This is a genomic window from Dyella lipolytica (assembly GCF_030160075.1).
Lineage (GTDB): Bacteria > Pseudomonadota > Gammaproteobacteria > Xanthomonadales > Rhodanobacteraceae > Dyella_B > Dyella_B lipolytica.
Genome location: NZ_BSNQ01000003.1, coordinates 2,297,354 through 2,320,387 on the forward strand (window position 1 = coordinate 2,297,354; position 23,034 = coordinate 2,320,387).

17 protein-coding genes and 2 riboswitches are annotated in these 23,034 nt (G+C 60.5%); of the genes, 10 read left to right on the plus strand and 7 right to left on the minus strand.

Annotated features, from left to right (window positions below):
* Positions 1 to 18: 18 nt before the first annotated feature.
* Both QQL64_RS11685 and QQL64_RS11690 read left to right on the plus strand, forming a co-directional pair.
* On the plus strand, positions 19 to 1,389 hold the full coding sequence (locus QQL64_RS11685; RefSeq protein WP_284399536.1) for an FAD-binding oxidoreductase: 1,371 nt from the start codon (positions 19 to 21) through the stop codon (positions 1,387 to 1,389).
* On the plus strand, positions 1,386 to 1,982 hold the full coding sequence (locus tag QQL64_RS11690) for a uracil-DNA glycosylase family protein (RefSeq protein ID WP_284399538.1): 597 nt from the start codon (positions 1,386 to 1,388) through the stop codon (positions 1,980 to 1,982). Before QQL64_RS11685 ends, QQL64_RS11690 begins: the two co-directional genes overlap by 4 nt.
* Before the next feature lie 7 nt (positions 1,983 to 1,989).
* On the opposite strand, the gene rhtC is transcribed toward QQL64_RS11690, so the two are convergent.
* Positions 1,990 to 2,622 (minus strand): threonine export protein RhtC, encoded by a 633-nt coding sequence (gene rhtC / locus QQL64_RS11695; protein ID WP_284399541.1) that lies wholly within the window; start codon positions 2,620 to 2,622, stop codon positions 1,990 to 1,992.
* A 163-nt stretch (positions 2,623 to 2,785) separates the two neighbouring features.
* Here rhtC and QQL64_RS11700 point away from each other — a divergent pair, with 163 nt between their 5' ends.
* The 6 genes from QQL64_RS11700 to metK all read left to right on the plus strand — a co-directional run bounded on the left by QQL64_RS11700 (position 2,786) and on the right by metK (position 11,378).
* On the plus strand, positions 2,786 to 4,045 hold the full coding sequence (locus QQL64_RS11700) for a nucleoside permease (RefSeq protein ID WP_284399544.1): 1,260 nt from the start codon (positions 2,786 to 2,788) through the stop codon (positions 4,043 to 4,045).
* Between the two features lie 73 nt (positions 4,046 to 4,118).
* Complete coding sequence (gene dusB, locus QQL64_RS11705) at positions 4,119 to 5,114, plus strand: tRNA dihydrouridine synthase DusB (RefSeq protein ID WP_284399780.1); 996 nt, start codon at positions 4,119 to 4,121, stop codon at positions 5,112 to 5,114.
* 776 nt (positions 5,115 to 5,890) lie between these two features.
* Positions 5,891 to 6,169, plus strand: a complete 279-nt coding sequence (locus tag QQL64_RS11710) for an XVIPCD domain-containing protein (protein ID WP_345782642.1) — start codon at positions 5,891 to 5,893, stop codon at positions 6,167 to 6,169.
* Positions 6,170 to 6,408: 239 nt separating this feature from the next.
* Positions 6,409 to 7,278: an alpha/beta hydrolase gene (locus QQL64_RS11715; protein WP_345782648.1), complete on the plus strand. Its 870-nt coding sequence runs from the start codon at positions 6,409 to 6,411 to the stop codon at positions 7,276 to 7,278.
* A gap of 19 nt (positions 7,279 to 7,297) precedes the next feature.
* Positions 7,298 to 7,515: riboswitch (cobalamin riboswitch) on the plus strand.
* A gap of 196 nt (positions 7,516 to 7,711) precedes the next feature.
* The gene (gene metE, locus QQL64_RS11720; RefSeq protein WP_284399550.1) at positions 7,712 to 9,979 is read left to right on the plus strand and encodes a 5-methyltetrahydropteroyltriglutamate--homocysteine S-methyltransferase; all 2,268 of its coding nucleotides are present in this window, start codon (positions 7,712 to 7,714) and stop codon (positions 9,977 to 9,979) included.
* Between the two features lie 199 nt (positions 9,980 to 10,178).
* Complete coding sequence (metK, locus tag QQL64_RS11725) at positions 10,179 to 11,378, plus strand: methionine adenosyltransferase (RefSeq protein WP_284399553.1); 1,200 nt, start codon at positions 10,179 to 10,181, stop codon at positions 11,376 to 11,378.
* Between the two features lie 90 nt (positions 11,379 to 11,468).
* Here the strand turns inward: metK and QQL64_RS11730 are convergent, their stop codons facing one another.
* Positions 11,469 to 12,500, minus strand: a complete 1,032-nt coding sequence (locus QQL64_RS11730) for a D-alanyl-D-alanine carboxypeptidase family protein (protein ID WP_284399555.1) — start codon at positions 12,498 to 12,500, stop codon at positions 11,469 to 11,471.
* 414 nt (positions 12,501 to 12,914) lie between these two features.
* Between QQL64_RS11730 and QQL64_RS11735 the strand changes: the two genes are divergently transcribed.
* Complete coding sequence (locus QQL64_RS11735; RefSeq protein WP_284399557.1) at positions 12,915 to 14,792, plus strand: ATP-binding cassette domain-containing protein; 1,878 nt, start codon at positions 12,915 to 12,917, stop codon at positions 14,790 to 14,792.
* Between the two features lie 3 nt (positions 14,793 to 14,795).
* Here QQL64_RS11735 and ppc read toward each other — a convergent pair whose 3' ends face one another.
* Positions 14,796 to 17,531, minus strand: a complete 2,736-nt coding sequence (gene ppc, locus QQL64_RS11740; RefSeq protein WP_284399560.1) for a phosphoenolpyruvate carboxylase — start codon at positions 17,529 to 17,531, stop codon at positions 14,796 to 14,798.
* Positions 17,532 to 17,630: 99 nt separating this feature from the next.
* Positions 17,631 to 17,765, plus strand: a riboswitch (S-adenosyl-L-homocysteine riboswitch).
* Positions 17,766 to 17,829: 64 nt separating this feature from the next.
* Between ppc and ahcY the strand changes: the two genes are divergently transcribed.
* On the plus strand, positions 17,830 to 19,260 hold the full coding sequence (gene ahcY, locus QQL64_RS11745) for an adenosylhomocysteinase (RefSeq protein ID WP_284399563.1): 1,431 nt from the start codon (positions 17,830 to 17,832) through the stop codon (positions 19,258 to 19,260).
* A gap of 98 nt (positions 19,261 to 19,358) precedes the next feature.
* Here the strand turns inward: ahcY and QQL64_RS11750 are convergent, their stop codons facing one another.
* The 4 genes from QQL64_RS11750 to metF form a co-directional block, all read right to left on the minus strand.
* Positions 19,359 to 20,324: a glutathione S-transferase family protein gene (locus QQL64_RS11750; protein ID WP_284399566.1), complete on the minus strand. Its 966-nt coding sequence runs from the start codon at positions 20,322 to 20,324 to the stop codon at positions 19,359 to 19,361.
* Between the two features lie 180 nt (positions 20,325 to 20,504).
* A complete protein-coding gene (locus tag QQL64_RS11755; RefSeq protein WP_284399570.1) occupies positions 20,505 to 21,422 on the minus strand; it encodes a branched-chain amino acid transaminase in 918 nt (305 codons plus the stop codon).
* Between the two features lie 63 nt (positions 21,423 to 21,485).
* A complete protein-coding gene (locus QQL64_RS11760) occupies positions 21,486 to 22,043 on the minus strand; it encodes a DUF4124 domain-containing protein (protein WP_284399572.1) in 558 nt (185 codons plus the stop codon).
* Between the two features lie 31 nt (positions 22,044 to 22,074).
* Entirely contained in the window at positions 22,075 to 22,899 is an 825-nt protein-coding gene (gene metF, locus QQL64_RS11765) for a methylenetetrahydrofolate reductase [NAD(P)H] (RefSeq protein ID WP_284399575.1), read from the minus strand.
* Positions 22,900 to 23,034 lie beyond the last annotated feature (135 nt).

Below are 23,034 nucleotides of genomic sequence, written 5' to 3' on the forward strand. Positions count from 1 at the left end.
GGTGGGATACTGCCGGCAATGAAACTCCCTGCCTCTCTGCTCGACACATTGCACACGATCTTCGGCGCCCACGCGTGCTCCACCGACGACGCCGAACGACTTGCCTACGCCTACGACAACTCGCGTCGCCATGCGTTGCCCGACGCCGTGGTGTTTGTGCAGGAGCATGCGCAGATCGAGAAGCTGGTACTCGCTTGCCGCGAGCATCGTGTACCGATAATCGCGCGCGGCCGCGGCACTAACACTACCGGCGCTACCGTTCCGGTCGATGGCGGCATCGTGGTGAGCTTCGAGCGCATGAACCGCATCCTGCGCATCGATCCAGACAATCGTCTCGCGGTAGTCGAGCCCGGCGTATTGAACGGTGATTTGCAGCGCGCGCTGGCGCCGCACGGTTTCTTCTGGCCACCCGACCCGACCTCGTCGCCGTGGTGCAGTATCGGCGGCAACCTGGCCTGCAACTCGGCCGGCCCACGCACCGTGAAATACGGTAGCCCTCGCGAGAACACGCTGGGCTTGCGCGCCGTAGCAGGCACTGGCGAAGGATTTCGCAGCGGCACCTACACCAGCAAGGGCGCAACGGGATATGACCTCACCCGCTTGCTGATCGGCTCGGAAGGCACGCTCGCGCTGATCACCGAAGCCACGCTCAAGCTGACGCCGAAACCGTCCGGCTTGCGCACATTACGTGCCACATATCGCGATGTGAGCAGTGCCGCACACGCCGTGGCACGCATCATGGCGCAACCGGTTACACCCTGTGCACTCGAGTTCATCGACGACGTCGCATTGAAGCTTGCGCACGATCATGGTGGCGATAGCGTGCCGCTAGCCGGCGCCATGTTGATGATCGAAGTCGACGGCGAACCCGATACCCTAGCTTCTGCAGTAGACGCCGTTTCGCGCGCCGCACGCGGCGATGGCCTGGAAGAATTACGCGTGGCACAGAGTGCTGAGGAAACCCAGGCACTGTGGTCGGCGCGCAAGGCGCTATCGCCCGCACAACGCACGATCTCGCCGAACAAGATCAACGAAGACGTCGTAGTCCCAGTAAGCCGTTTGCCCGAGCTTGTCGATGGCATCCGTCAACTGTCCAAAAAGCATGACGTGTTGATCGTCACGTTCGGTCACGCCGGCAACGGCAATCTGCATGTGAATCTCCTTCCGCGCGACGACGCCGAACGCGAGCGTGCTCATGCCTGTCTCGCCGACTTCTTTGCGCTGGTGATTTCATTGCAAGGAACGCTCTCGGGCGAACACGGCATCGGCCTGGTGAAACGCGAATTCATGTCGCTGGCACTGCAGCCAAGCACATTGAGTTTGATGCATGGCGTAAAGGCTGCTTTCGATCCGGATGGCATTCTGAATCCCGGCAAGTTGCTGCCGTGAGTCGGCACGATCCGCTGGAACCGTTGTTGGCGGAGATCCGTACCTGTCGCCTGTGCGCTGCACATCTTCCCGATGGGCCGCGACCCGTAGTGCAGGCAACCACATCGTCACGTCTGCTGATCGTGAGTCAAGCGCCCGGACGCAAAGTGCATGCAAGCGGCATTCCCTTCGATGACGTGAGCGGCGATCGCCTACGCACCTGGCTCGGCATCGATCGCGCTACGTTTTACGACGCGACGCGTATCGCGATTGTGCCTATGGGATTTTGCTTTCCAGGCAGCAGCCGCGGCGGCGATCTTCCGCCGCGACCGGAATGCGCACCGACCTGGCATCCCCGCCTGCTGCCGCGCCTTACACAAGTGCAATTGACGCTGGCCATTGGACAGTACGCCCAGGCAGGCATACTCGGTGCACACCGCGGTCGCACGCTAACCGACACTGTGCAAGGCTGGCGCAGCCATCTTGCTCATGGCGTGCTACCACTTCCACATCCCAGCCCGCGCAATCAGCTATGGCTGAAACGCAATCCGTGGTTTGAGTCGGATCTGCTGCCGGTATTGCGTCAACGTGTCATGCAGGTGCTGCGAGCCTAACTTACGATCAGGCGCTGCGCTGCGAGAAGATCAGATGCAGCCCAAACAGCATGAACACCGCACCCGCGCAGCCGTCGATCCAACGCCGAATACGTAGATAGCCGCGACGCATCACCGGCAACGCGAAGCACACCGCCACGAACGAAAACCACAACAGCGTTTCGATCACCACTAGCGCCCACAAGCCCCAGCGGGCCGCGGGACTCACGCCTGCGCCGACAAACCCCGAAAAGATGCTGGCAAAATAGATCACCGCCTTGGGATTGGCGAGGTTGGTAAACAGCCCGCGCGTCAAAGAACGCCCTGCGCCCGAAGTGGTCTGCACCGCCTGCGATTCCGTCGCGCTATCAACCGGCTTGGCGAACGCACCGCGTAGCATCTGCACACCCATCCAGCACAGATAAAGTCCGCCACCGATGGCGATCAGGCGTTGCAGCCAGATCAGCTTCTGCAACAGCAATTGCAAACCGAGCAGCGCCAGGGCTGCCCACACGGCCACGCCCAATGCGATGCCAACCACGCCGGCCATCGCTTCGTAGCGAGAACGGCTGATCGCGGTCTGTGAGACGAAAAAGAAGTCCGGCCCAGGGATCGCCAAGGCGATGATCTGGATGATCGCGATTGTGATGAACAGGCTCATGTGGGCGCTCCGGGGATGAGCCGGCAGTGTAGCGGCGAGACGCAACCGAGGCACTAGTACGCCTTGCCGGTCAGCTAGAGCTTCCTCTACGCTGCTCCTCGCTTTCTGGCCCAGGGACTGTCCCCGGCCTGACACGGGGATAGCACATGCGAGAAGCCGGTCCATGAGCCTGAAGTTGCGACTCATCGCGATGAACTTCCTGCAGTTCTTCGTCTGGGGATCCTGGCTCATCACCATCGGCGCCTATTGGTTCCAGAACCGGCATTGGTCGGGCGAACAGTTCGGTGCGATTTTCTCGACCATGGGCATCGCCTCGCTGTTTATGCCTTCGATCGTGGGCGTGATCGCCGACAAGTGGATTCGCGCGGAGCGTCTTTATGGTTGTCTACACATCGCCGGCGCGGCGGTGCTATGCATCGTGCCTATGATCGACGATCCAGGCACGTTGTTCTGGGTCATGCTGATCAACATGATGTGCTACATGCCGACTATCGCATTGGCAATTACCGTCGCTTACAACGCTTTGAAGCGTGACGGCGTGGATGTAGTACGCGTATATCCGCCGATTCGCGTGTGGGGAACGGTGGGATTTATCGCCGCTATGTGGACGGTGAGTCTGCTGCATGTGGAAACCACCACCGGCCAGTTCTATATCGCGGCTGCAGCCGCGTTGGTGCTTGGACTGTATGCCTTTACCCTGCCGCCTTGTCCGCCGCGCCTGCGAGGAAGAGACCACCGTTCATGGTTGGACGTGCTGGGCCTTACGTCCTTCGCTCTGTTCAAGAACAGCAAGATGGCGATCTTTTTCGTCTTCGCGATGTTGCTAGGCGCTTCCCTGCAATTGACCAACGCTTATGGCGACACGTTCCTGCAGGACTTCGCGAGAGTCGATGCTTATAAGGATTTGGTCGCGGTGCGCTACCCCGCCATTATCATGTCGATTTCGCAGGTCTCCGAAACACTTTTCATCCTGGCCATTCCATTCTTCCTCAAACGCTTCGGCATCAAGACGGTGATGCTGGTCAGCATGCTGGCGTGGACGTTGCGTTTTGGATTGTTCGCCTTCGGTAATCCCGGGCCGGGTTTGTGGATGATCGTGCTCTCCTGCATCGTCTACGGCATGGCGTTCGATTTCTTCAATATCTCCGGCTCGCTGTTTGTGGAAGGCCAAAGCGACCCGGCGATCCGTGCCAGCTCGCAAGGTTTGTTCATGCTGATGACCAATGGCATCGGCGCGGTGCTTGGCAGCTCGATCAGCGGCGTCGTCATCGATCGGTTTTTCACGCGTGCCAACCATAGCCTGGACTGGCATGGCATCTGGATGAGCTTTGCCACCTATTCACTGATCATTGCCGTGCTGTTCGTGCTCCTGTTCCGGCACAAGCATCAACCGGAAACGCTGCGGAATCTTCCGGCGCACTGAACGCTTTTTAAGGCCACCATGCGGCCCCAGGCGCTTTACACGAGTCCTGGCAGTGAACGGTTACAATGCCCGGATGCAAATCGGCCCCTACCGCATTGACCCGCCCGTGGTGCTAGCCCCGATGGCCGGCGTCACCGACAAACCTTTCCGCCTGCTCTGCAAGCGGCTGGGTGCGGGCCTTGCCGTGTCCGAAATGACCACCGCCGATCCGCGTTTGTGGCAGACACGCAAATCGATCAAACGCATGGATCACGCAGGAGAACCAGAACCGATCAGCGTACAGATCGCCGGCTACGACCCCACGATGCTGGCCGAAGCCGCACGCTTCAACGTCGCCAACGGCGCGCAGATCATCGACATCAACATGGGCTGCCCGGCCAAGAAGGTGTGCAACGTGTGGTCCGGTTCCGCACTGCTGCAAGATGAGCCGTTGGTCGCGCGCATCGTGAAAGCCGTCGTGGATGCCGTCGACATACCGGTAACGCTGAAAATCCGCACCGGCTGGGACCGGCAACACAAGAACGCGCTGACGATCGCACGCATTGCCGAAGACAGCGGCATCGCCGCACTAGCCGTGCACGGTCGTACGCGCGCCGACAAATACGACGGTGAAGCCGAATACGAAACCATTGCCGCGGTGAAGTCAGCCGTGCGCATTCCTGTGCTGGCCAATGGCGATATCGTCACGCCGCAACAAGCCAAACACGTGCTCGATGTAACAGGTGCCGATGCGGTGATGATCGGCCGCGGTGCGCAAGGCCGCCCTTGGATCTTCCGCGAAATATCGCACTACCTCGCTACCGGCGAACTTCTTTCTGAGCCGTCGCCCGCAGATATCGCGAAGATCCTGCTCGGTCATCTTGAGCATCTCTACGCGTTTTATGGCGAGCAGGCCGGCGTCCGCATTGCCCGCAAGCATCTAGGCTGGTACGTGAAGGATCATCCCGAAAGCACGGCTTTCCGTCACGTGATCAATCGTGCGGAAAGCGCTATGGAACAGCTTGCGCTTACCCGCCATTATTTCGATGCTTTCCAGGAGAATGCCTGGATCGAAACCCAGGCGGCTTGAACGCTCTGCATTAAGCATTCGACGGACATGTCGTTTTTCGACCAGATTTTTACTTCAAACTCAGGCAAGCCTTAGCACGTATCCACACAGTCGTTTGCAAGCAATGCAAATGCGACGCGGGAAAAATCCTTGCCATTCCTATTTACTGCATGCGTGCGTCCTCGACGCTTCATCGCTGCTCTGGGAATCCTAGTTAGGTGAACAACATGCAGTTGTCGGAAGGCGAAATTGCCTTGCGACATCGAGCCTAAGCTTTGTCAAAATCGGCATTCGACATCATTTCGACTTCATTGTTGTCGGACAAGGACCACGCGAAGAAAAGCGCCTTTCTGAGGCTATTTCCACAGTCCGCGTGGACAATCTTGGACCAGCATTTGGCCGTACGGCTCCGCATGTTTCCACATGCCAATCCTTTCGAAACTCAAGCAAGCTGTTTACTGCTTGTATGGCTTCCGGATAGCGCGCCGTCGCATGGGGTTAAAAGCAGCACAACAAGTAGCCCGTTGGGCAAGGAATCGGAATGGAATCAGCTTTATCTCGCGCCAAGGCAGGCATCTGCACTTTAGCTGTTTTGCTGGTTACAGGGTGCGCAACGCCATCTGCGCCTGACTACCACGGCAAATGGAAGCCGGTGAATCGTTACGCGACCACGACAACCCAAATTCCTCTCGCAAAGACCTATGTCTTCTTCGCTACTCCGATGGATGGCACGTTGAAGACCATGCTGACGCGGTGGGCGCATCCCCGATGGGCGCAGCCTCCAACTTGCCGCCGCCTTGACGGTCGCCGCCCGCGAGAAGGGGTTGGATCACATTGATACGGTGTACCTCAACGCCGATGCCAGCCGTGTGGTGGGATATCAAGAGGGTAAGGCGCACCGGCTCGACGGCATGGTTGGTGTGCCTACCGTCAAGGCTCTTAATACGCCTATCGAGCAGAGCAGCAAAGCGTGGGAGCAGGCCATGCAGCAAAAGCACGTGCAACAGTCGCCAGTGCAGCACGTCGTGCAACAGCAAGAGCCGACCAAACAGGGCAGTCATGGTTTCGCGCGTTAGCGGAAACTTGTCTATGCGCGCCACGGAATAGGCCAACTTCCTCAATAAATAGTCCACTCGGCCACGGGCGATTCGTTATGTCCGTGGCCATTGATCCCGAGCTAGCGCGACGACGCCTGGGCGTCATGGTACGTCGCAAGCCCTTGCGGCGGCGATTTAGGCATCATCGGCACTTCTTCGCTTGTGTGCCAACAACCTTCATGCGACACCACAGCTGCTGGCGCAAGCTTTTGTCCCAAGTGGTTTTGTTGGGAACAATTCTTCTACTCAACGGCTGCGAAGCCAGCCTGTTCGCCGGGCTGAATACCACTGATCGCCGCGCTGGCATCGACACGCAAAAGGGCATCGTGTTCGACGCACCGCATCAGTTAAAGCTGGATGTGTATCGGCCCGTCGGCGTGGAACATGCGCCTGTGGTGGTGTTCTTTTACGGCGGCAGCTGGGTGCGTGGCGAGCGTGCCTGGTATCGCTTCGTCGGTACCGCATTCGCTTCGCATGGTGTGATGGTGGTGATTCCGGATTACCGCAAATACCCGCAAGTGAAGATGGACGGCTTTATGGAAGATGCTGCGCGAGCCGTGGCGTGGACGCACGAGCATGCGAGTGAGCTGGGCGGCAATCCGAACGATCTGTTTGTAATGGGCCATTCCGCGGGCGGGCAGATCGGCGCGTTGCTGGCGACCGATCCTTCTTGGTTGGCGCCTTATGGTTTGCGGCCGAAGGATCTGGCGGGCTTCATCGGATTGGCGGGCTGTTACGACTTTATGCCGATCGACCCGTCCGATAAGGACATGCTTGGCATGTTTGGTCGCGATGAAGCGTCGCAGGCGCGCGCTCAGCCGGTGCGTTTCGTGCGGGGTGAGGAACCGCCGATGTTGCTGCTGCAGGGCACGACGGATCACGAGGTCGACCCTTCCAATGCGATATCGCTCGCCCATGCACTTCAAGCGCATCACGAGCCGGTCACGCTAAAGCTTTATCCCGGCGTGGGCCATATTGCGTTGGTGTTTGCGCTCTCCCGGCCGTTGCATGGCGATGCTCCAACGCTGGCCGACACCCTGCCGTTTATCCACGCCCATCCCTCCGCCAGCCTGGTGGCGTCGCATTGACTTAGTCGGTCCAGAGAGCTAATTTCCTCCGCGCTGAAGGTTTTCATCTTTTCATGCGAATGAAGAGATGGAATTAAAAGGGAAGCCGGTGGGATTCCGGCGCTGCCCCGCAGCGGTATGTGGAAACGATCTCCGTCAACGGCACTGGGTTTGTAACCCGGGAAGCGACGGACAGTAGGCGACGCGCATGGCGTCGAGTCCACGAGCCCGAAGACCTGCCCCAGCCGAGCTGCCCGCACATGCGAGCGGCTCGACCGACCTGGGATCCCGCGGGGGAACCCGGCGCGCATCACTTCGATGTGGTGGCGTCGTGTGCCCGTGGTGAAACCGGTTCGCCCGCGGGGGCGAAGGTCGACGGTTCACGCCACCGGCCCTCACCGGCGGCGCGCCGCCCTTCGTTCCTCTTTCGCTCTCCATGGCAAGAGGAATACACATGACACGCACGACCTATCTGGGCTTTCCGCGCATCGGCCAGCGCCGCGAGTTGAAGCGCGCATTGGAAACCTACTGGCGCAACGGCTACGCCACGTCTTTGCTCGACACGGCGCGCGAACTGCGGCAGCGACATTGGCAACAAGCCAAAACCGCGGGTATCGATACGGTGGCCGTGAACGACTTTTCGCTCTACGACCACGTGCTCGATACCGCGTTGCTGTTCGACGCCGTGCCTGAGCGTTACCGTTCGTTGTTGCGCAGCGATCCACTGGCCGGCTATTTCGCAATGGCTCGTGGCAACCGAGAGCTGCATGCGCTGGAGATGACCAAGTGGTTCGACACCAACTACCACTATCTAGTGCCGGAGCTCCACGCCCGCCAGCGCTTTCAGCTTACTCACAACAAACCACTTGCAGAATGGATGGAAGCGCAGGCGCTAAACCTGGATGCACGCCCGGTGCTGCTTGGGCCGATATCGTTCCTGCGTTTGTCCAAAACCGTGGACGGCAGTGATGCGCTGACCTTGCTCGATGCGCTGCTGCCGGCGTACGTGGCGTTGCTGGAGGAACTAGCGCAAGCAGGCGTGCCATGGGTACAGCTGGACGAACCTTGCCTCGTCCAGGATCTGGACGCCGCGACACAGCATGCTTATGTAACGGCTTATACGGCGCTCGCCATCGGGCCTTCGCCGCGCCGCCTTTTGACAACCTACTTCGGCAGCCTCGGTGACAATCTTTCACTGGTGGCAGGATTGCCGATCGATGGCTTGCATGTCGACCTGGTGCGCGCACCGGAACAACTCGATGCCGTCTTGTCGGCACTTCCCGAACACGTTGTGCTGAGCGCTGGCGTGATCGATGGGCGCAATATCTGGCGCAGCGACCCCGCACAAGTACGGCCATTGCTGGCAAAGATTCCCGCGCGACGCCATAGCGATCGATTTTGGCTGGCACCGTCATGCTCGCTGCTACACGTGCCGATCGACGCGACCCATGAATCCGCGTTGCCGAGTGATTTGCGCAACGGATTGGCCTTCGCGCAGCAGAAACTGGAAGAACTGCGCCTCTACGCCGACGCACTGGGCGGCGACATCAATGCGACGCATGCCTTGGATAAGCAGGCCATGTATTGCGCCGAACGCCAGCGCGCACCTGGCGTGAAAAGGCCGGACGTGCGTGCGCGCATGCATGCATTGAGCTCGCAAGCGACATTACGTCGATCCAGCCTCGCGCACAGACTCCGCGTGCAGGCAAACGCACTCGCGTTGCCGCCATTGCCTACCACCACCATCGGTTCGTTTCCACAAACCGAATCGCTACGACGCGCGCGCGCCGACCACCGCGCTGGTCGCATCGACGATGATGCGTACGAGATGGTGCTGCGTGAGGAAATCGAGCGCGTGATTCGCTTCCAGGAATCGATCGACTTGGATGTGCTGGTGCATGGCGAGCCCGAACGCAATGACATGGTGGAATACTTCGGCGAGCAGCTCGACGGTTTCGCTTTCACGCGTCATGGCTGGGTACAGAGCTATGGCTCGCGTTGCGTAAAGCCACCGATCATCTGGGGCGACGTCGCCCGCCCCAAACCGATGACGGTGCGCTGGTCGCGCTATGCACAATCGCTCACCCACAAGCCGGTGAAAGGCATGCTGACCGGACCAGTGACTGTGCTGCAGTGGTCGTTCGTACGCGATGACTTGTCGCGCGAAGAGGTATGTCTGCAACTCGCCCTCGCCTTGCGCGATGAAGTGCACGACCTGGAAGCGGCCGGCATCCGCGTCATTCAGATCGACGAACCCGCACTGCGTGAAGGCCTGCCGATGCGTCGCACTGAACATGCCGCGTATCTCGACTGGGCCGTGCGTTGCTTTCGCATCACGGCTGGCGGAACCAGCGACACGACGCAGATACACACGCACATGTGCTACAGCGAGTTCAACGACATCATCGAAGCCGTCGCTGCGCTCGATGCGGACGTCATCTCGATCGAAAGCAGCCGCTCGCGCATGGAATTACTGCAGGCGTTCGAAGCGTTCAGCTATCCGGGTAGCATCGGTCCCGGCGTGTACGACATCCACTCGCCGCGTGTGCCGTCGCACGAGGAGATGGTGAATCTGCTTGAACGCGCGCTCGCGGTGCTCGATCCGGGCCAGCTATGGGTCAACCCCGATTGCGGCTTGAAGACGCGCGGCTGGGCGGAAACCGAGCCGGCTCTCGTCGCCATGGTGGGTGCGGCCAAGGCGGTGCGGCGAACGCTGGCCTGAGGCCTGCGGCCCCGCGGAATATCCGGCCGGACCAGGCGTTGCCCGGTCCGGCTGCCCCGTCCCTGAATTGCGCAGCTGAATCCGACCTCACCGTCACATGGATATGCCAGACTTGGCGGTGAAACTGAGGCCAGGGGCGTGTATCATGCGCCTTTCCCCTCTTCCATCTCTTTATCCGTAAAGAAGGATATAAGCCACGATGAGCAATTACCTCTTCACCTCCGAATCGGTCTCCGAAGGCCATCCGGACAAAGTCGCTGACCAAATTTCCGACGCCGTCCTCGACGCGATCCTTGCGCAGGATGCGCGGGCGCGTGTGGCTTGCGAAACCATGGTGAAGACCGGCGTGGCGATTGTCGCCGGCGAAGTCACCACCAGCGCCTGGATCGACCTGGAAGCGCTGACCCGTAAGGTCATCATCGATATCGGCTACAACTCATCCGACGTCGGCTTCGATGGCGAGACCTGCGGCGTGCTGAACCTGATCGGCAAGCAGTCGCCGGATATCAACCAGGGCGTGGACCGCAAGAAGCCGGAAGAACAAGGCGCTGGCGACCAGGGCCTGATGTTCGGCTATGCCACGAACGAAACCAAGGATTTCATGCCGGCGGCGATCTACTACTCGCACCGTCTGGTGGAGCAGCAGGCCAAGGTGCGCAAGGCGAAGAAGTCGCCGCTGCCGTGGCTGCGCCCGGACGCCAAGAGCCAGGTCACCCTGCGCTATGAAAATGGCGTGGCGACTGCGATCGACGCGGTGGTGCTGTCCACCCAGCACGATCCGGATGTGAAGCAGAAGGATCTGGTCGAGGCCGTGCGCGAGCACATCCTGAAGCCGGTGCTGCCGTCGAAGCTCCTGCACAAGGGCACCAAGTTCCACATCAACCCGACCGGCAAGTTCGTGATCGGCGGTCCGGTGGGCGACTGCGGCCTGACCGGTCGCAAGATCATCGTCGACACCTACGGCGGCTGGGCCCGTCACGGTGGTGGCGCGTTCTCGGGCAAGGATCCGTCGAAGGTGGATCGTTCGGCTGCTTACGCCGCGCGCTATGTCGCCAAGAACATCGTGGCCGCCGGCATTGCCGACCGCTGCGAAGTGCAGGTGAGCTACGCCATCGGCGTGGCCGAGCCGACCTCGATCTCGGTGACCACGTTCGGTACCGGCAAGATCAGCGACGACAAGATCGAGAAACTGATCCGCAAGCATTTCGACCTTCGTCCGTACGGCATCATCAAGATGTTGGACCTGATCCATCCGATGTACCAGCAGACCGCCAGCTACGGCCACTTCGGCCGCACTCCGTATGAAGTAAAGGGTGCGGACGGCAAGACCTTCACGGCGTTCTCCTGGGAGAAGACCGACAAGGCCGACGCACTGCGCGCGGATGCCAAGCTGAAGTAAGCCGCGCTTATTGCTTGCTAGAAAAACGACGGGCCGCGAAAGCGGCCCGTTTTCTTTTGCAGCATCGAACGATAGCTGCGAGGTAACCGACTATTCGTCCTTGTTAGAACGGCGCTTGGCGATGGCCGGACAGGCTGCCGTGCCTTTCTTACGCGCAGTACAAGTCTTGTGGGCAGCTGCCGGGTGTCGTTTGCGGCAATGGCGGCAATGCGGCGCCGCTGGCGGCAGCGTTTCTGCATCGGCCGTCGAGATAGGCGACAGGGCCGCCAGCAACCGGCGTGCTGTGCCTGGGCTTTCGTTGACGCCAGCCTGCGCGACAAGCACAGCGGGTGTCTGCTGATTGGAGAAACCGTCATCCAGCAGGCGCGCCATCAATCTGTCGCGTACCGCCGCCGTGCGGCCGCCCATGACCACACTAAAAAGACGCTGGCCATCCCGTTCGGCCGTGGAAGCAAGGTTGTAGCCAGAAGCGCGGGTATAACCGGTTTTCAGCCCGTCCATGCCCGGGTAATGGTTCATCAGACTGTTGTGGCCTCGCACGAGCCGTCCGCGGAATACGAATTCCTTGGTGGCGAAATACTGGGTGTACTGCGGAAAATCGCGATAAAGCGCCATGGCCAGGGTCACCATGTCGCGCGCCGTCGTCACGTCATCCTCGTCAGGCAGGCCCGTGGCGTTGGTGAAATGCGTGTGGGTCATGCCGAGGCGTACGGCCTGGGCATTCATCATGTCGGCGAAGTGATCCTCCGAACCGCCGAGCTGTTCGGCCGTCACGGTAGCCGCGTCGTTGGCCGACTTGGTGACCATGCCCAGGATGCAATCGAGCACCGAGATCGACTGTCCGGCACGCAGGCCGAGCTTGGTCGGCGACTTGGAGGCGGCCCAGGCCGATACGGGAAGTGACTGATCGAGCTTCAGCTGGCCGCTTTGCAGCTGCTGGAACGTGATGTAGAGCGTCATCATCTTGGCCAGCGAAGCCGGATGGTTCTGCTGGTCGGCGTTGACCTCGGTGATCGTCTGACCGTTCGTCGCGTTGACCACAATCGCCGCGTAGCCGGCATGTGCAACACTCACGAGCCCGCCCAGCGCTAGCGCTGCGAGCAAACCAAACAGCCGGGTCACCCCCCTCAGCCTTATGGAATTGATGGCCAAACCGGTCTCCTTGCGCCTTCACCCAGCACGACAACGCGTTACGCGACGTTGGAGTACCGCAGTCGCAACCAGACAATACTTGAAGTAACTAGGCTAAGTCTATGTTATTTTTACGTAATTACACAGATGGACAGCTTGGATTCGAACAACGCCTCCACCCCCGCTCCATAGCTATCGGCGCGGTCGGTATCCTTCCTTAGGATTTGCTTCAATGCCCCGCTGTATCAAACATGCTCGGTTTGACGTTACATCCATTGCCGAACGTCATTTCAAGCACCCCGTTAGTGTAACCAATACACCGGAAAACACATGAACGATGTGCGGGCCCGCACACAACCGTTCACGGCGCGCCGAGCGCCTCGACGCATCACTTAGAATACGCACATGTCCCTGATCCAACTTCAACGCGTCGATTTCAGCATCGGCGGCCCCCTCCTGCTCGAACACGTCGATCTGTCGATCGAGGCGAACGAGCGCGTATGCATCGTCGGTCGCAACGGCGAAGGCAAATCCACCCTGATGAAGTTGATCGCCGGCGAGCTGCATGCCGACGATGGCGAAGTCCGCGTGCAAAACGGCGTGATCGTGGCGCGTATGGCGCAGGAGGTGCCGCAGAGCACGGCCGGCAGCGTGTTCGATGTCGTCGCCGATGGCCTGGGCGATCTCGGTCATCTGTTGGCGCGTTATCACCATCTGCTTGCCGAAGGCGACTTCGATGCGTTGGGCGACGTGCAACATCAGATCGAGGCGCAGCATGGCTGGGATCTTGATCGCCGCGTCACCGAAGTACTCACCAAACTGGAATTGCCAGCCGACACCGATTTCGCCGCGCTTTCCGGCGGCATGAAGCGCCGTGTGTTGCTGGCGCAAGCGCTGGTGCGCAAACCGGATGTACTGCTGCTCGACGAACCGACCAACCATCTGGATATCGAAGCCATCGGCTGGCTCGAAGGTTTTCTCAAACAGTTCGCCGGCAGCATCGTGTTCGTCACGCATGATCGAAGCTTTCTGCGTGCGCTTGCCACACGCATCGTGGAAATCGATCGCGGCCAGCTCACCGATTGGCCCGGCGATTACGACAACTATCTGCGCCGCCGTGAAGAGCGCCTGCATGCCGAAGCGCAGGCCAACGCACTGTTCGACAAAAAACTGGCACAAGAAGAAGTGTGGATCCGCCAAGGCATCAAGGCACGCCGCACTCGCAACGAAGGTCGTGTGCGTGCATTGAAGGCATTGCGCCGCGAACGTGCCGAACGACGCGAATTGGGCGGCAATGCCAGGATGGCGCTGGCCGATGCCAAGGCGTCGGGCAAGAAGGTGATCGACGTCGAACACGTGCACCAGTCCTACGACGGCCGCGTGCTGATCGACGACCTCACTACCACCATCATGCGCGGCGATCGTGTCGGCATCGTCGGTCCCAACGGTGCAGGCAAGAGCACGCTGTTGAAGATCCTGCTCGGCGAGTTGAAACCGCAACGCGGCGAGGTCACGCTCGGCACCGGATTGCAGATCGCCTATTTCGACCAGCATCGCACCCAACTCAACGATTCGCTCAACGCGTTGGACAACGTGGCTGAGGGACGCGAATACATCGAACTCAACGGTCAGCGCAAACACATCATCGGCTACCTGCAGGACTTCCTGTTCTCGCCCGAACGCGCACGCGCGCCGATCACGCGACTCTCCGGCGGCGAACGCAACCGTCTGTTGCTGGCCAAGCTATTCGCGCAGCCATCCAACCTGCTGGTGATGGACGAACCCACCAACGATCTCGATGTCGAGACGCTGGAACTGCTGGAAGAGCTGTTGACCGAATACAAAGGCACGTTGCTGCTCGTTTCGCACGATCGCGAATTTCTCGACAATGTCGTGTCGAGCACGCTAGTGCTGGAAGGCGACGGCCAGGTCGGCGAATACGTGGGCGGCTATAGCGATTGGCTGCGGCAAAGATCCTCGCCGCGCACCGCCACCGGAACGGCCGAAAGCGCGACCATGCAACCGCGCGAATCGACTGTACCAGCCGGCGCACCACAAAAGCCAAAACGCAAACTAAGCTACAAGGAAGCACGCGAACTGGAGGAGCTTCCCGTGCGCATCGAAAAGCTGGAAACCGACATCGCTACGCGCAGCGAAGCCATGAACGACCCAGCCTTCTTCCAGCAGGACAGCGGCGCCATCATCAAGGCCAACGAAGCGCTTGCCAAACTACAGGGCGAGCTCGAAGCTGCTTATGCTCGTTGGTCCGAACTGGACGGCTAAACCTCAACCCGTGTTCTGCAGACCTTGCGCCACACCGTTGACGCACGCGACGAGCGCCCGCAATAGGTGCTCGTCGCTACGGTCGGTGGCGCGCCAGCGCTGCAGCAGGTCCACCTGCAACAGACTCATCGGATCGACGTAGGGATTGCGCAAGCGAATCGACAGCGACAAGCGAGGATCGCCGCGCAGCAACTCCTCGCTGCCCTTCAAGCGCAACAGCCAATAACGGGTGCGTGCGAACTCGTCGCGAATCATTGCAAAGAAGCTGTCGTGCAGCGGGCCGGCCAACTTGGAGAACGCCTCGGCGATATCGAGATCGCATTTGGCAAGCACCATCTCAACGTCGTCGAGCACGTTGGCGAAGAACGGCCAGTCGCGCGCCATGTCCGTCAAGGCCGCCTCGCCGCGACTGGCTACTGCACGCTCGAGCGCGGCACCCAGGCCGTACCACCCGGTGATGATGGAGCGACATTGCGTCCAGGCGAACACCCAGGGAATGGCGCGCAGATCTTCCACGCCACGCATGCTGCGTCGACGCGATGGGCGCGAACCCAGCGCCATTTGTTCGATCACGTCGATCGGTGTGGCGGCGCGGAAGTAGTCGACGAAACCTTCGCGGTCGACCAGCTCCCGGTAAGCGCGCCGGCTATCGGAAGCCAGCGCATTCATGTAGTCGCGCCAATCTGCCTCGCGCGGTTCATCTTCGCGCGGACGAAGGCTCGCGCGCAATACTGCACCCACGGTTTGTTCGAGGTTGCGCAGTGCCAACGCGCGAATGCCATATTTGCGATGGATCACTTCGCCTTGTTCGGTCACGCGCAATACACCAGCTACCGAGCCGCGCGGCGAGGACAACAGTGCGGGAGTGATGCGCGCGCCGCCGCGGCTAGCCGACCCGCCGCGACCGTGGAAGAACGCGAGGCTGATGCCAGCTTGTTGCGCCACTTCCAGCAGCTCCACTTGCGCGCGCTGCAGGCCCCAGCGTGAGGCCAGCGTGCCGCCATCCTTACCGCTGTCCGAATAGCCCAGCATCACCCATTGGCGATCGCCTCGCGCGCGAAGATGGATGCGATAGACCGGGTCATCCAGCAATGCGCGCAACGTATCGGGAGCATTCTTCAGGTCATCGACGGTTTCGAATAGTGGAGCGATATCCAACGGGACGGCTGTTTCGCTTTCGCCTTTTTGCGATGCATGCGCAAGCGCTGCAAAACTGCCATATCGTGCTAGCGCCAGCACGGCGAGCACGTCCGCGGCGGAACGCGCCATGCTGATGATGTAAAGGCCGATGGCATCGCTGCCGTAATGACCGCGGGATTCGTTCAGCGTGGCAAAGACTGCGCGCAAGGATTCAGCCTGTGTATCGTCGACTTGCGACAATGCCTGCTCGCCGCTGGCATAGGGCCGCAGTCTTGCGATGCGTTCGGCGGGCGGGCGCGATCCCCAGCTTTCGTCGCCGAGCAGTGCAGCGAGCGCATCGTCGTGCACGCGCGAATCCTGCCGCACATCCAACCGTGCCAGATGAAAGCCGAATGTGCGCACGCGCCAGATCAGGCGGCGCACTGCATAGGCACCTGCATTCAGTCCGCGATGATCGACCAACCCGTGCACGATCAGCAGCAGATCGTCGAGCAGCTCATCCGCGGAGGCATAGCCTTCGTCGTGACCTTCTTCGAGCGTGGCCTCGAGACGCGCCCGAATCAGCGTGAGCAGGCAGCGGTAAGGCATGTCGGCATGACGAGGGCGAATTTTCGCCGCCGCGCGCGGAAACTGCTCGCGATAGACGGCTAAACGTTGCAGCAGCGCAGAGTCGAAATTGACACGATCGTCGGTCTGGCTGAGCAGCCGTGAAAGACCGTCGACATCGGCGATGTAGTGCTCCAGCACATGCGCGCGTTGCGTAGCCAGGCTGTTGGCGATGGTTTCGGCACCGACGTTCGGATTGCCGTCCATATCGCCGCCGACCCAGGTGGCGAAGCTGAGCAGACGGGGCAATGGCACCGCAACGCCGTAGACCGTCTGCAAGGCATCGGCGAGTGCTTCGTAAAATGCAGGCACGATGCGGTAGATGGGATTGGCGAGGTAGAAGCCGACGTGATGATGCTCGTCTTGCACGCTGGGACGGACCGGCGATGCTTCTGCGGTCTGCCATCCGGCTGACAGGGCCATGAAGATGCGGTCGTCGTCTTCTTTACGTTCTTGCGGCGTGCGGGTGGGATCGAAGTTGTCGATCAAGGCACGCACGATCGCCTGCTCTTTTTCGAGCAACGAGCGACGGATGGCTTCGGTCGGATGCGCGGTGAACACCGGCTCGACCTTTAGACGGTAAAGCCATTCGAGCAACTCGTCGGCGCTGACGCCCTGGTCCTTCAATCGCTGCAGCACATCGAGCAGTGATTCCGGCTGCGCGGCACCGCCTTCACGCTGGTAGTCGCGGCGGCGGCGGATGCGATGCACCCGCTCGGCGGTGTTCACCGCCTGGAAATACGCGGCGAATGCGCGGGCAAGCGCTTCGGCGGCTTCGGCATCCAGCCCCGCGAGCGACTCGGCCAGATCGTCCGCGGTATGTCCTTCGCGTCGCCTGCGAATGGATGCGGTGCGGACCTGCTCAACGCGCTGGTAAAAGCCCTCGCCCCCCTGCTCGGCCAGCATGCGCCCCACCATCGCGCCCAGGCGGTGCACGTCTTCGCGCAATGGGCCGTCGTGGGGCAAGAATTCAGGATCGCGGCTGGCTTCCATGGTGACTCCGGTGAGGAACCTCTAAGCCTACCCAATTTGGAGGATTTTGCCCTTTCCAAGTCGTCATAAGGGAGGGTATGGCGTTAGAATCGGGGTCTGCCCGCCGAGGGGCGCTGCGACCGGTATTTATTGAACGCGGATCCATCCGCAAGAGCCTGCACATCCCTGTGCAGACTCTTCAATCAAAACGGCCAGGCTCGGTGGTTGCTTCGACTGCAACGGCGCTCATGACGCGAAGAATTTGCGTCGATCCGGCCACCCGCCGGATTTCCCCAATGAGACTCGGAGAACATCCCTAATGAACGCTGTCACCCAAGATTCCTCTGTGCACGACTATAAGGTCCGCGATATTTCGCTGGCCGAGCTGGGCCGCCGCCGCATTCGCATGGCGGAAGAAGAAATGCCCGGCCTGATGCAGATTCGCGCGCGCTATGCGCAAGCCAAGCCGCTGAAGGGTGTGCGCCTGTCCGGTTCATTGCACATGACCAAAGAAACCGCCGTGCTGATCGAGACGCTGAGTGCGCTCGGTGCGTCGGTGCGCTGGGCGTCGTGCAACATCTTCTCGACGCAGGACGACTGCGCCGCCGCCATCGCCGCCGCCGGCATTCCCGTGTTCGCCTGGAAAGGCGAGACGCTCGAGGAGTACTGGGACTGCACGCTGGACATGCTCACCCACCCGGGCATGAAGGGTCCTGAGCTGATCGTCGACGACGGCGGTGATGCCACCCTGCTCATACACAAGGGTGTCGATCTGGAAAACGGCGACAACTGGGTCAACACGCCCAGCGGCAACCACGAAGAACAGGTCATCAAGGATCTGCTCAAGCGTGTGCACAAAGAGCGCCCGGGTTTCTGGAAGAAAGTCGCGGCCGATTGGAAGGGTGTCTCCGAAGAGACCACTACCGGCGTGCATCGCCTCTACCAGATGATGGAAGCGGGCAAGCTGCTGGTGCCGGCGATCAACGTCAACGATTCGGTGACCAAGAGCAAGTTCGATAACCTGTATGGCTGCCGCGAATCGCTGGCCGACGGCATCAAGCGCGCCACTGATCTGATGGTGGCCGGCAAGGTCGCCGTGGTGTGCGGTTATGGCGACGTGGGTAAGGGTTGTGCGCATTCGCTGAAGGGCTTCGGCGCGCGCGTGATCGTCACCGAGATCGATCCGATCAATGCCTTGCAGGCGGCGATGGAAGGCTTCCAGGTCACCACGATCGAAGAAACCTTGGGCACTGCCGATATCTATGTCACCACCACCGGCAACAAGGACATCATCACGTTCGAGCACATGGCCGCGATGAAGAACAACGCGCTGGTGTGCAACATCGGCCACTTCGACAACGAGATCCAGATCGATCGTCTGAACAACGCCAAGGATGTCACCCGCGAAACGATCAAGCCGCAGGTGGATCGCTACACCTTTGCCAGCGGTCGCAGCATCTACATGCTGGCCGAAGGGCGCCTGGTGAACCTGGGTTGCGCGCATGGCCACCCGGCGTTCGTGATGTCCAACAGCTTCTCCAACCAGACGCTGGCGCAGCTCGATTTGTGGACGAACAAGGACACGTATAAGAAGACGGTCTACCGTCTGCCCAAGAAGCTGGATGAGGAAGTGGCGCGCCTGCACCTGGAGCAGATCGGCGTGAAGCTGACCAAGCTGACCCCGGAACAGGCCGCTTACATTGGCGTGCCGGTGGAAGGTCCGTACAAGCCGGATCACTATCGCTACTAAGCCTCATCATCCCCTCTCCCTTCCGGAGAGGGGATGATCTAGCGACATTCCGCACAAAGAAAAAGGGCGCCTTGCGGCGCCCTTTTTCTTGTGGGAACTCATCCCGATACAAATGCTGCGGGCATGTAGCGTACACGCGATACACCCCCAAACCAACGAAGCTTCAAATAGGCAGGCAGCCCCGGCAGCAACATCCAGCGACTGATGGAGTGGATGTCATTCCGCGCCACTTGAAGCGTGCGTTGTTCGCCCGTATCCACTGCAACCTTGGTGTTGGGCCGCATCCAGCTCACCCGCCCGCGCATGCTTCCGCAACGTTGCCGCTGTGCTTGGATCAGCTCTTCGTACGGAAAGGCCGCATCCCGATCGTGCGCGCGGAACAAGCGTTCCTGCCATGCAAACAACGACTGCAACTGCGGATGGTGCGCAAAGTGAGGCACGATGCGCAGTGGTCGCAACAACGACGCAAGAGTCAGGTCTGCCGCGGTGAAGCGGCCACCCACCAGGAAGCCATCGCGCTCGAGTTGTGCGGCGATCGGTATCAACTGTGCTTCCAGCGCCTCATACACCCTGTCCTCGCGGTTACGATGAAAGCGAAAGCGCAGGGTCAACATAGTGCCGAGCACCGGCGCCGCCAAAGCGCGCCATACCGGTCGTGTGAACAAACCGCCGCAGACGTTTGGCATGAATAGCTTCGACAGAATGTTTGGACACTCCATGATGACTTGCGTGTAACCCAGCCGGCGCGCGTGTAGCCCTAGCGTGGAGTCGAGCCGCAGCATCCATTGCCAGGCCGCCTCGCGTTCGACGGGATGGCTCGGAAGCAATGCGAGCTCTGGATAGGTCTCGTCAAGGTATCGGATGATGGGCGACGAATCGCTGATCGCCACACCGGTAGCCGTATCGTGAATCAGCGGCACTGTTTGCGGACAGTCGAAGCGCTGCATTTCTTTCTTGGTGAACGCAACGATGTCGATGCCGCGCCACGGCAGCCGTTTGAAATCCAGCGCCCAACGCACCTTTTCCACATAGTGCGACCAGTGCAATTTGTATAAATCGATCACTGCGTTTCCTCCTTGGCTGATATATCGCAATGGAGGCAGCGCGCACCGGGCACAAGTGCCGGGACCTGCACGCCGAAACGGCTTACATGACTCACCGCTGCATGCTTACGCCATTTGGAGCCACAAACGAAGAAGGGCGCATCGCTGCGCCCTTCTTCATGTTCGATTGACAGCGAACGCTCAGACCGGCTCCAACCAGCCCCACTTGTCCTGCGTCTTGCCGTCGAACAAACCAAAAAACAGCTGCTGCAGACGGCGTGTGACGGGACCCGCCTTGCCGCTGCCGATCTGCTTGCCGTCGATCTCGCGGATCGGCGTGATTTCTGCAGCCGTACCGCACATGAGAATCTCGTCGGCGAGGTAGAGGTATTCGCGTGGGATATCGCGCTCCACCACGTCGATGCCGTCTTCGCGCGCGAGCACCTTCAACGTGTCGCGGGTGATGCCGGCCAGGATAGACGCGCTCGCCGGCGTGGTGTGCAGCACACCGTCGAACACCAGGAACAGGTTTTCGCCGGCGCCTTCGCTAAGCAAGCCGCTGGCCGCCAAAGCGATGCCCTCGCCGAAACCGAGACGACGCGCTTCGCGCGCGATCAACTGCCCGGAAAGATAATTGCCGCCGGCCTTCGCACCTGCGGGAATCGTATTCGGCGCAAAACGCTGCCAGCTCGACACGCAGGCGGTGATGCCCACATCAAGTGCTTCCGGTCCGAGATAGGGGCCCATTGGCCAGGTGGCCACTGCGACATCGATCGGTGTTTCGGCGGAGAGACCGAAACCGCCCAGGCCACGATAGGCAACTGGACGCAGATACGCAGCGCTGAAGCCGTTCTTGCGAATCACGTCGCGGCAGGCGGTGGCGATATCGTCGTGCGTATACGGCAGCACCATGTCGTAGATCTTGGCCGACTGGTACAAGCGCTTGAGATGATCGGTAAGACGGAAAATAGCCGCGCCTTCCGGCGTGGCATAACTGCGTATCCCCTCGAACACCGACGAGCCATAATGCAGCGCGTGTGACATCACATGTGCGGTGGCGTCCTTCCACGGCTTGATGACGCCGTTCTGCCAGATCCATTCGGGGTACTGCTGGGCCATGGGGAGCTCTCCGTTGGGGACCGCCTATGATACCGCCTGAAGGCTTCAACCGCCTGGGAGTGCTCAGTTTTGGAGCTGCAACCAGAGGCAGCCGGACTGGTGAAGCACCTCGAATCGAGTCTCTTGGGTCGCCCCGCTGCCGTCGTCGGATTCGGTCTGTACCAGCAATGCTTCACCCTGCCCCGTCTTTGGGCTGGGCAAGGCCGAGGTTGAAGGCGTGGGAGGGTCGTCAGCCGGCACAACCTTCACATCGATCAACGGGTGCGCCATCAGCCTTCCCAGCACGCGAATATCAGCCACCACTGCTTGCTCCCCATCGTCGCCCCACAGCATCAGTCCGGCAAGGCGGTTGGGGTTGCGAGCGGCAAAAGCGTCGATCACCGCCTGCTTGAGATGCGCCATGTCCGCGGCACAAAGCACCGGCGGAGGTTGCGAAAGTTCGACCGGAGCCTGCGCGCTTGATGATGGCGCAGGCATGACTGGCGTAGCGTTGACGTCGGAACAGATTCGATCCGTGAAAACGGGAACGCCGTTCGCGCCCGTGCAGCGATGAATATCGCCTTGCGCCCAAGCAGCGCCGACCGGTAGCAGGAACAGCAGCAGGATGGCTATGAAACGCATCCTGCAAGCATAGCCCGATATGTCGAATGGATCAGTGCAGCTGATCGAGTACCGCGCGAGTCGCTTTCGCACGATTCAGCGTATAGAAATGCAAACCGGGTACACCGCCTTCCAGCAGACGGCGACACAGTTGCGCGACCACTTCTGCGCCCATGGCACGAATCGAATCAACATCGTCGTAGTAAGCCTGCATGCGCTTGGCGATCCAGCGCGGCACTTCGGCACCGCAGGCGTCGGAAAAACGCTTGAGCTGGGCATAGTTCGAGATCGGCATGATGCCGGGCACCACCGGTACCGTTACGCCCATTTTGCGCACATCGTCGACGAAACGAAAATACGCATCGGCATTGAAGAAATACTGCGTGATCGCGCCATCCGCTCCAGCGTCGACCTTGGTCTTGAAATGACGCAGGTCCGCATGGACGTCCTCGGCTTGCGGATGCATTTCCGGATAAGCCGCGACTTCGATATGGAAGTGATTGCCGCTGTGTTCGCGAATAAAGCGCACCAGCTCGGCGGCGTAGCGGAAGTCACCCGGCGTGGCCATGCCCGAAGGCAGGTCGCCGCGCAATGCCACGATGCGCCGGTAGCCTGCCGCGCGATAGGCGTCGAGCAAGGCGGCGATCTCGGCGCGCGTACCACCCATGCAGGAAAGGTGCGGGGCAACATCCAGTCCGTGTTCCTGATGCAGGCGCGCCACGGTGTCGCTGGTGTAGCTCAGCGTGGAGCCCCCGGCGCCGAAGGTCACGGACACGTATTCGGGCTTCAGCGCCTTCAATTCCTTCGCGGCCCGGTCGAGCTGGGAGCGCTGTTCATCGGTTTTGGGTGGGAAGAATTCGAAGCTGATGGCCGGCATTGCTCAGGTCCCTAGGCGGCAGTTTGCCTAAGTATATATCTCTCATTCGGGATGAAGCGATATATGGCCATGCAACTCATTTATCTGCCCGTCGAAAGCGAATTCCTATACGTCGAATCGGACTATTGGCGGCTG

What these genes read in the sequence shown, in the direction of transcription:
- metE (WP_284399550.1), top strand. Translation starts at nt 7,712, where the DNA reads ATGACACGCACGACCTATCTGGGCTTTCCGCGCATCGGCCAGCGCCGC.
- QQL64_RS11735 (WP_284399557.1), top strand. Translation starts at nt 12,915, where the DNA reads ATGTCCCTGATCCAACTTCAACGCGTCGATTTCAGCATCGGCGGCCCC.
- dusB (WP_284399780.1), top strand. Translation starts at nt 4,119, where the DNA reads ATGCAAATCGGCCCCTACCGCATTGACCCGCCCGTGGTGCTAGCCCCG.
- metK (WP_284399553.1), top strand. Translation starts at nt 10,179, where the DNA reads ATGAGCAATTACCTCTTCACCTCCGAATCGGTCTCCGAAGGCCATCCG.
- ppc (WP_284399560.1), bottom strand. Translation starts at nt 17,531, where the DNA reads ATGGAAGCCAGCCGCGATCCTGAATTCTTGCCCCACGACGGCCCATTG.
- ahcY (WP_284399563.1), top strand. Translation starts at nt 17,830, where the DNA reads ATGAACGCTGTCACCCAAGATTCCTCTGTGCACGACTATAAGGTCCGC.
- QQL64_RS11755 (WP_284399570.1), bottom strand. Translation starts at nt 21,422, where the DNA reads ATGGCCCAGCAGTACCCCGAATGGATCTGGCAGAACGGCGTCATCAAG.
- rhtC (WP_284399541.1), bottom strand. Translation starts at nt 2,622, where the DNA reads ATGAGCCTGTTCATCACAATCGCGATCATCCAGATCATCGCCTTGGCG.
- metF (WP_284399575.1), bottom strand. Translation starts at nt 22,899, where the DNA reads ATGCCGGCCATCAGCTTCGAATTCTTCCCACCCAAAACCGATGAACAG.
- QQL64_RS11700 (WP_284399544.1), top strand. Translation starts at nt 2,786, where the DNA reads ATGAGCCTGAAGTTGCGACTCATCGCGATGAACTTCCTGCAGTTCTTC.
- QQL64_RS11685 (WP_284399536.1), top strand. Translation starts at nt 19, where the DNA reads ATGAAACTCCCTGCCTCTCTGCTCGACACATTGCACACGATCTTCGGC.
- QQL64_RS11760 (WP_284399572.1), bottom strand. Translation starts at nt 22,043, where the DNA reads ATGCGTTTCATAGCCATCCTGCTGCTGTTCCTGCTACCGGTCGGCGCT.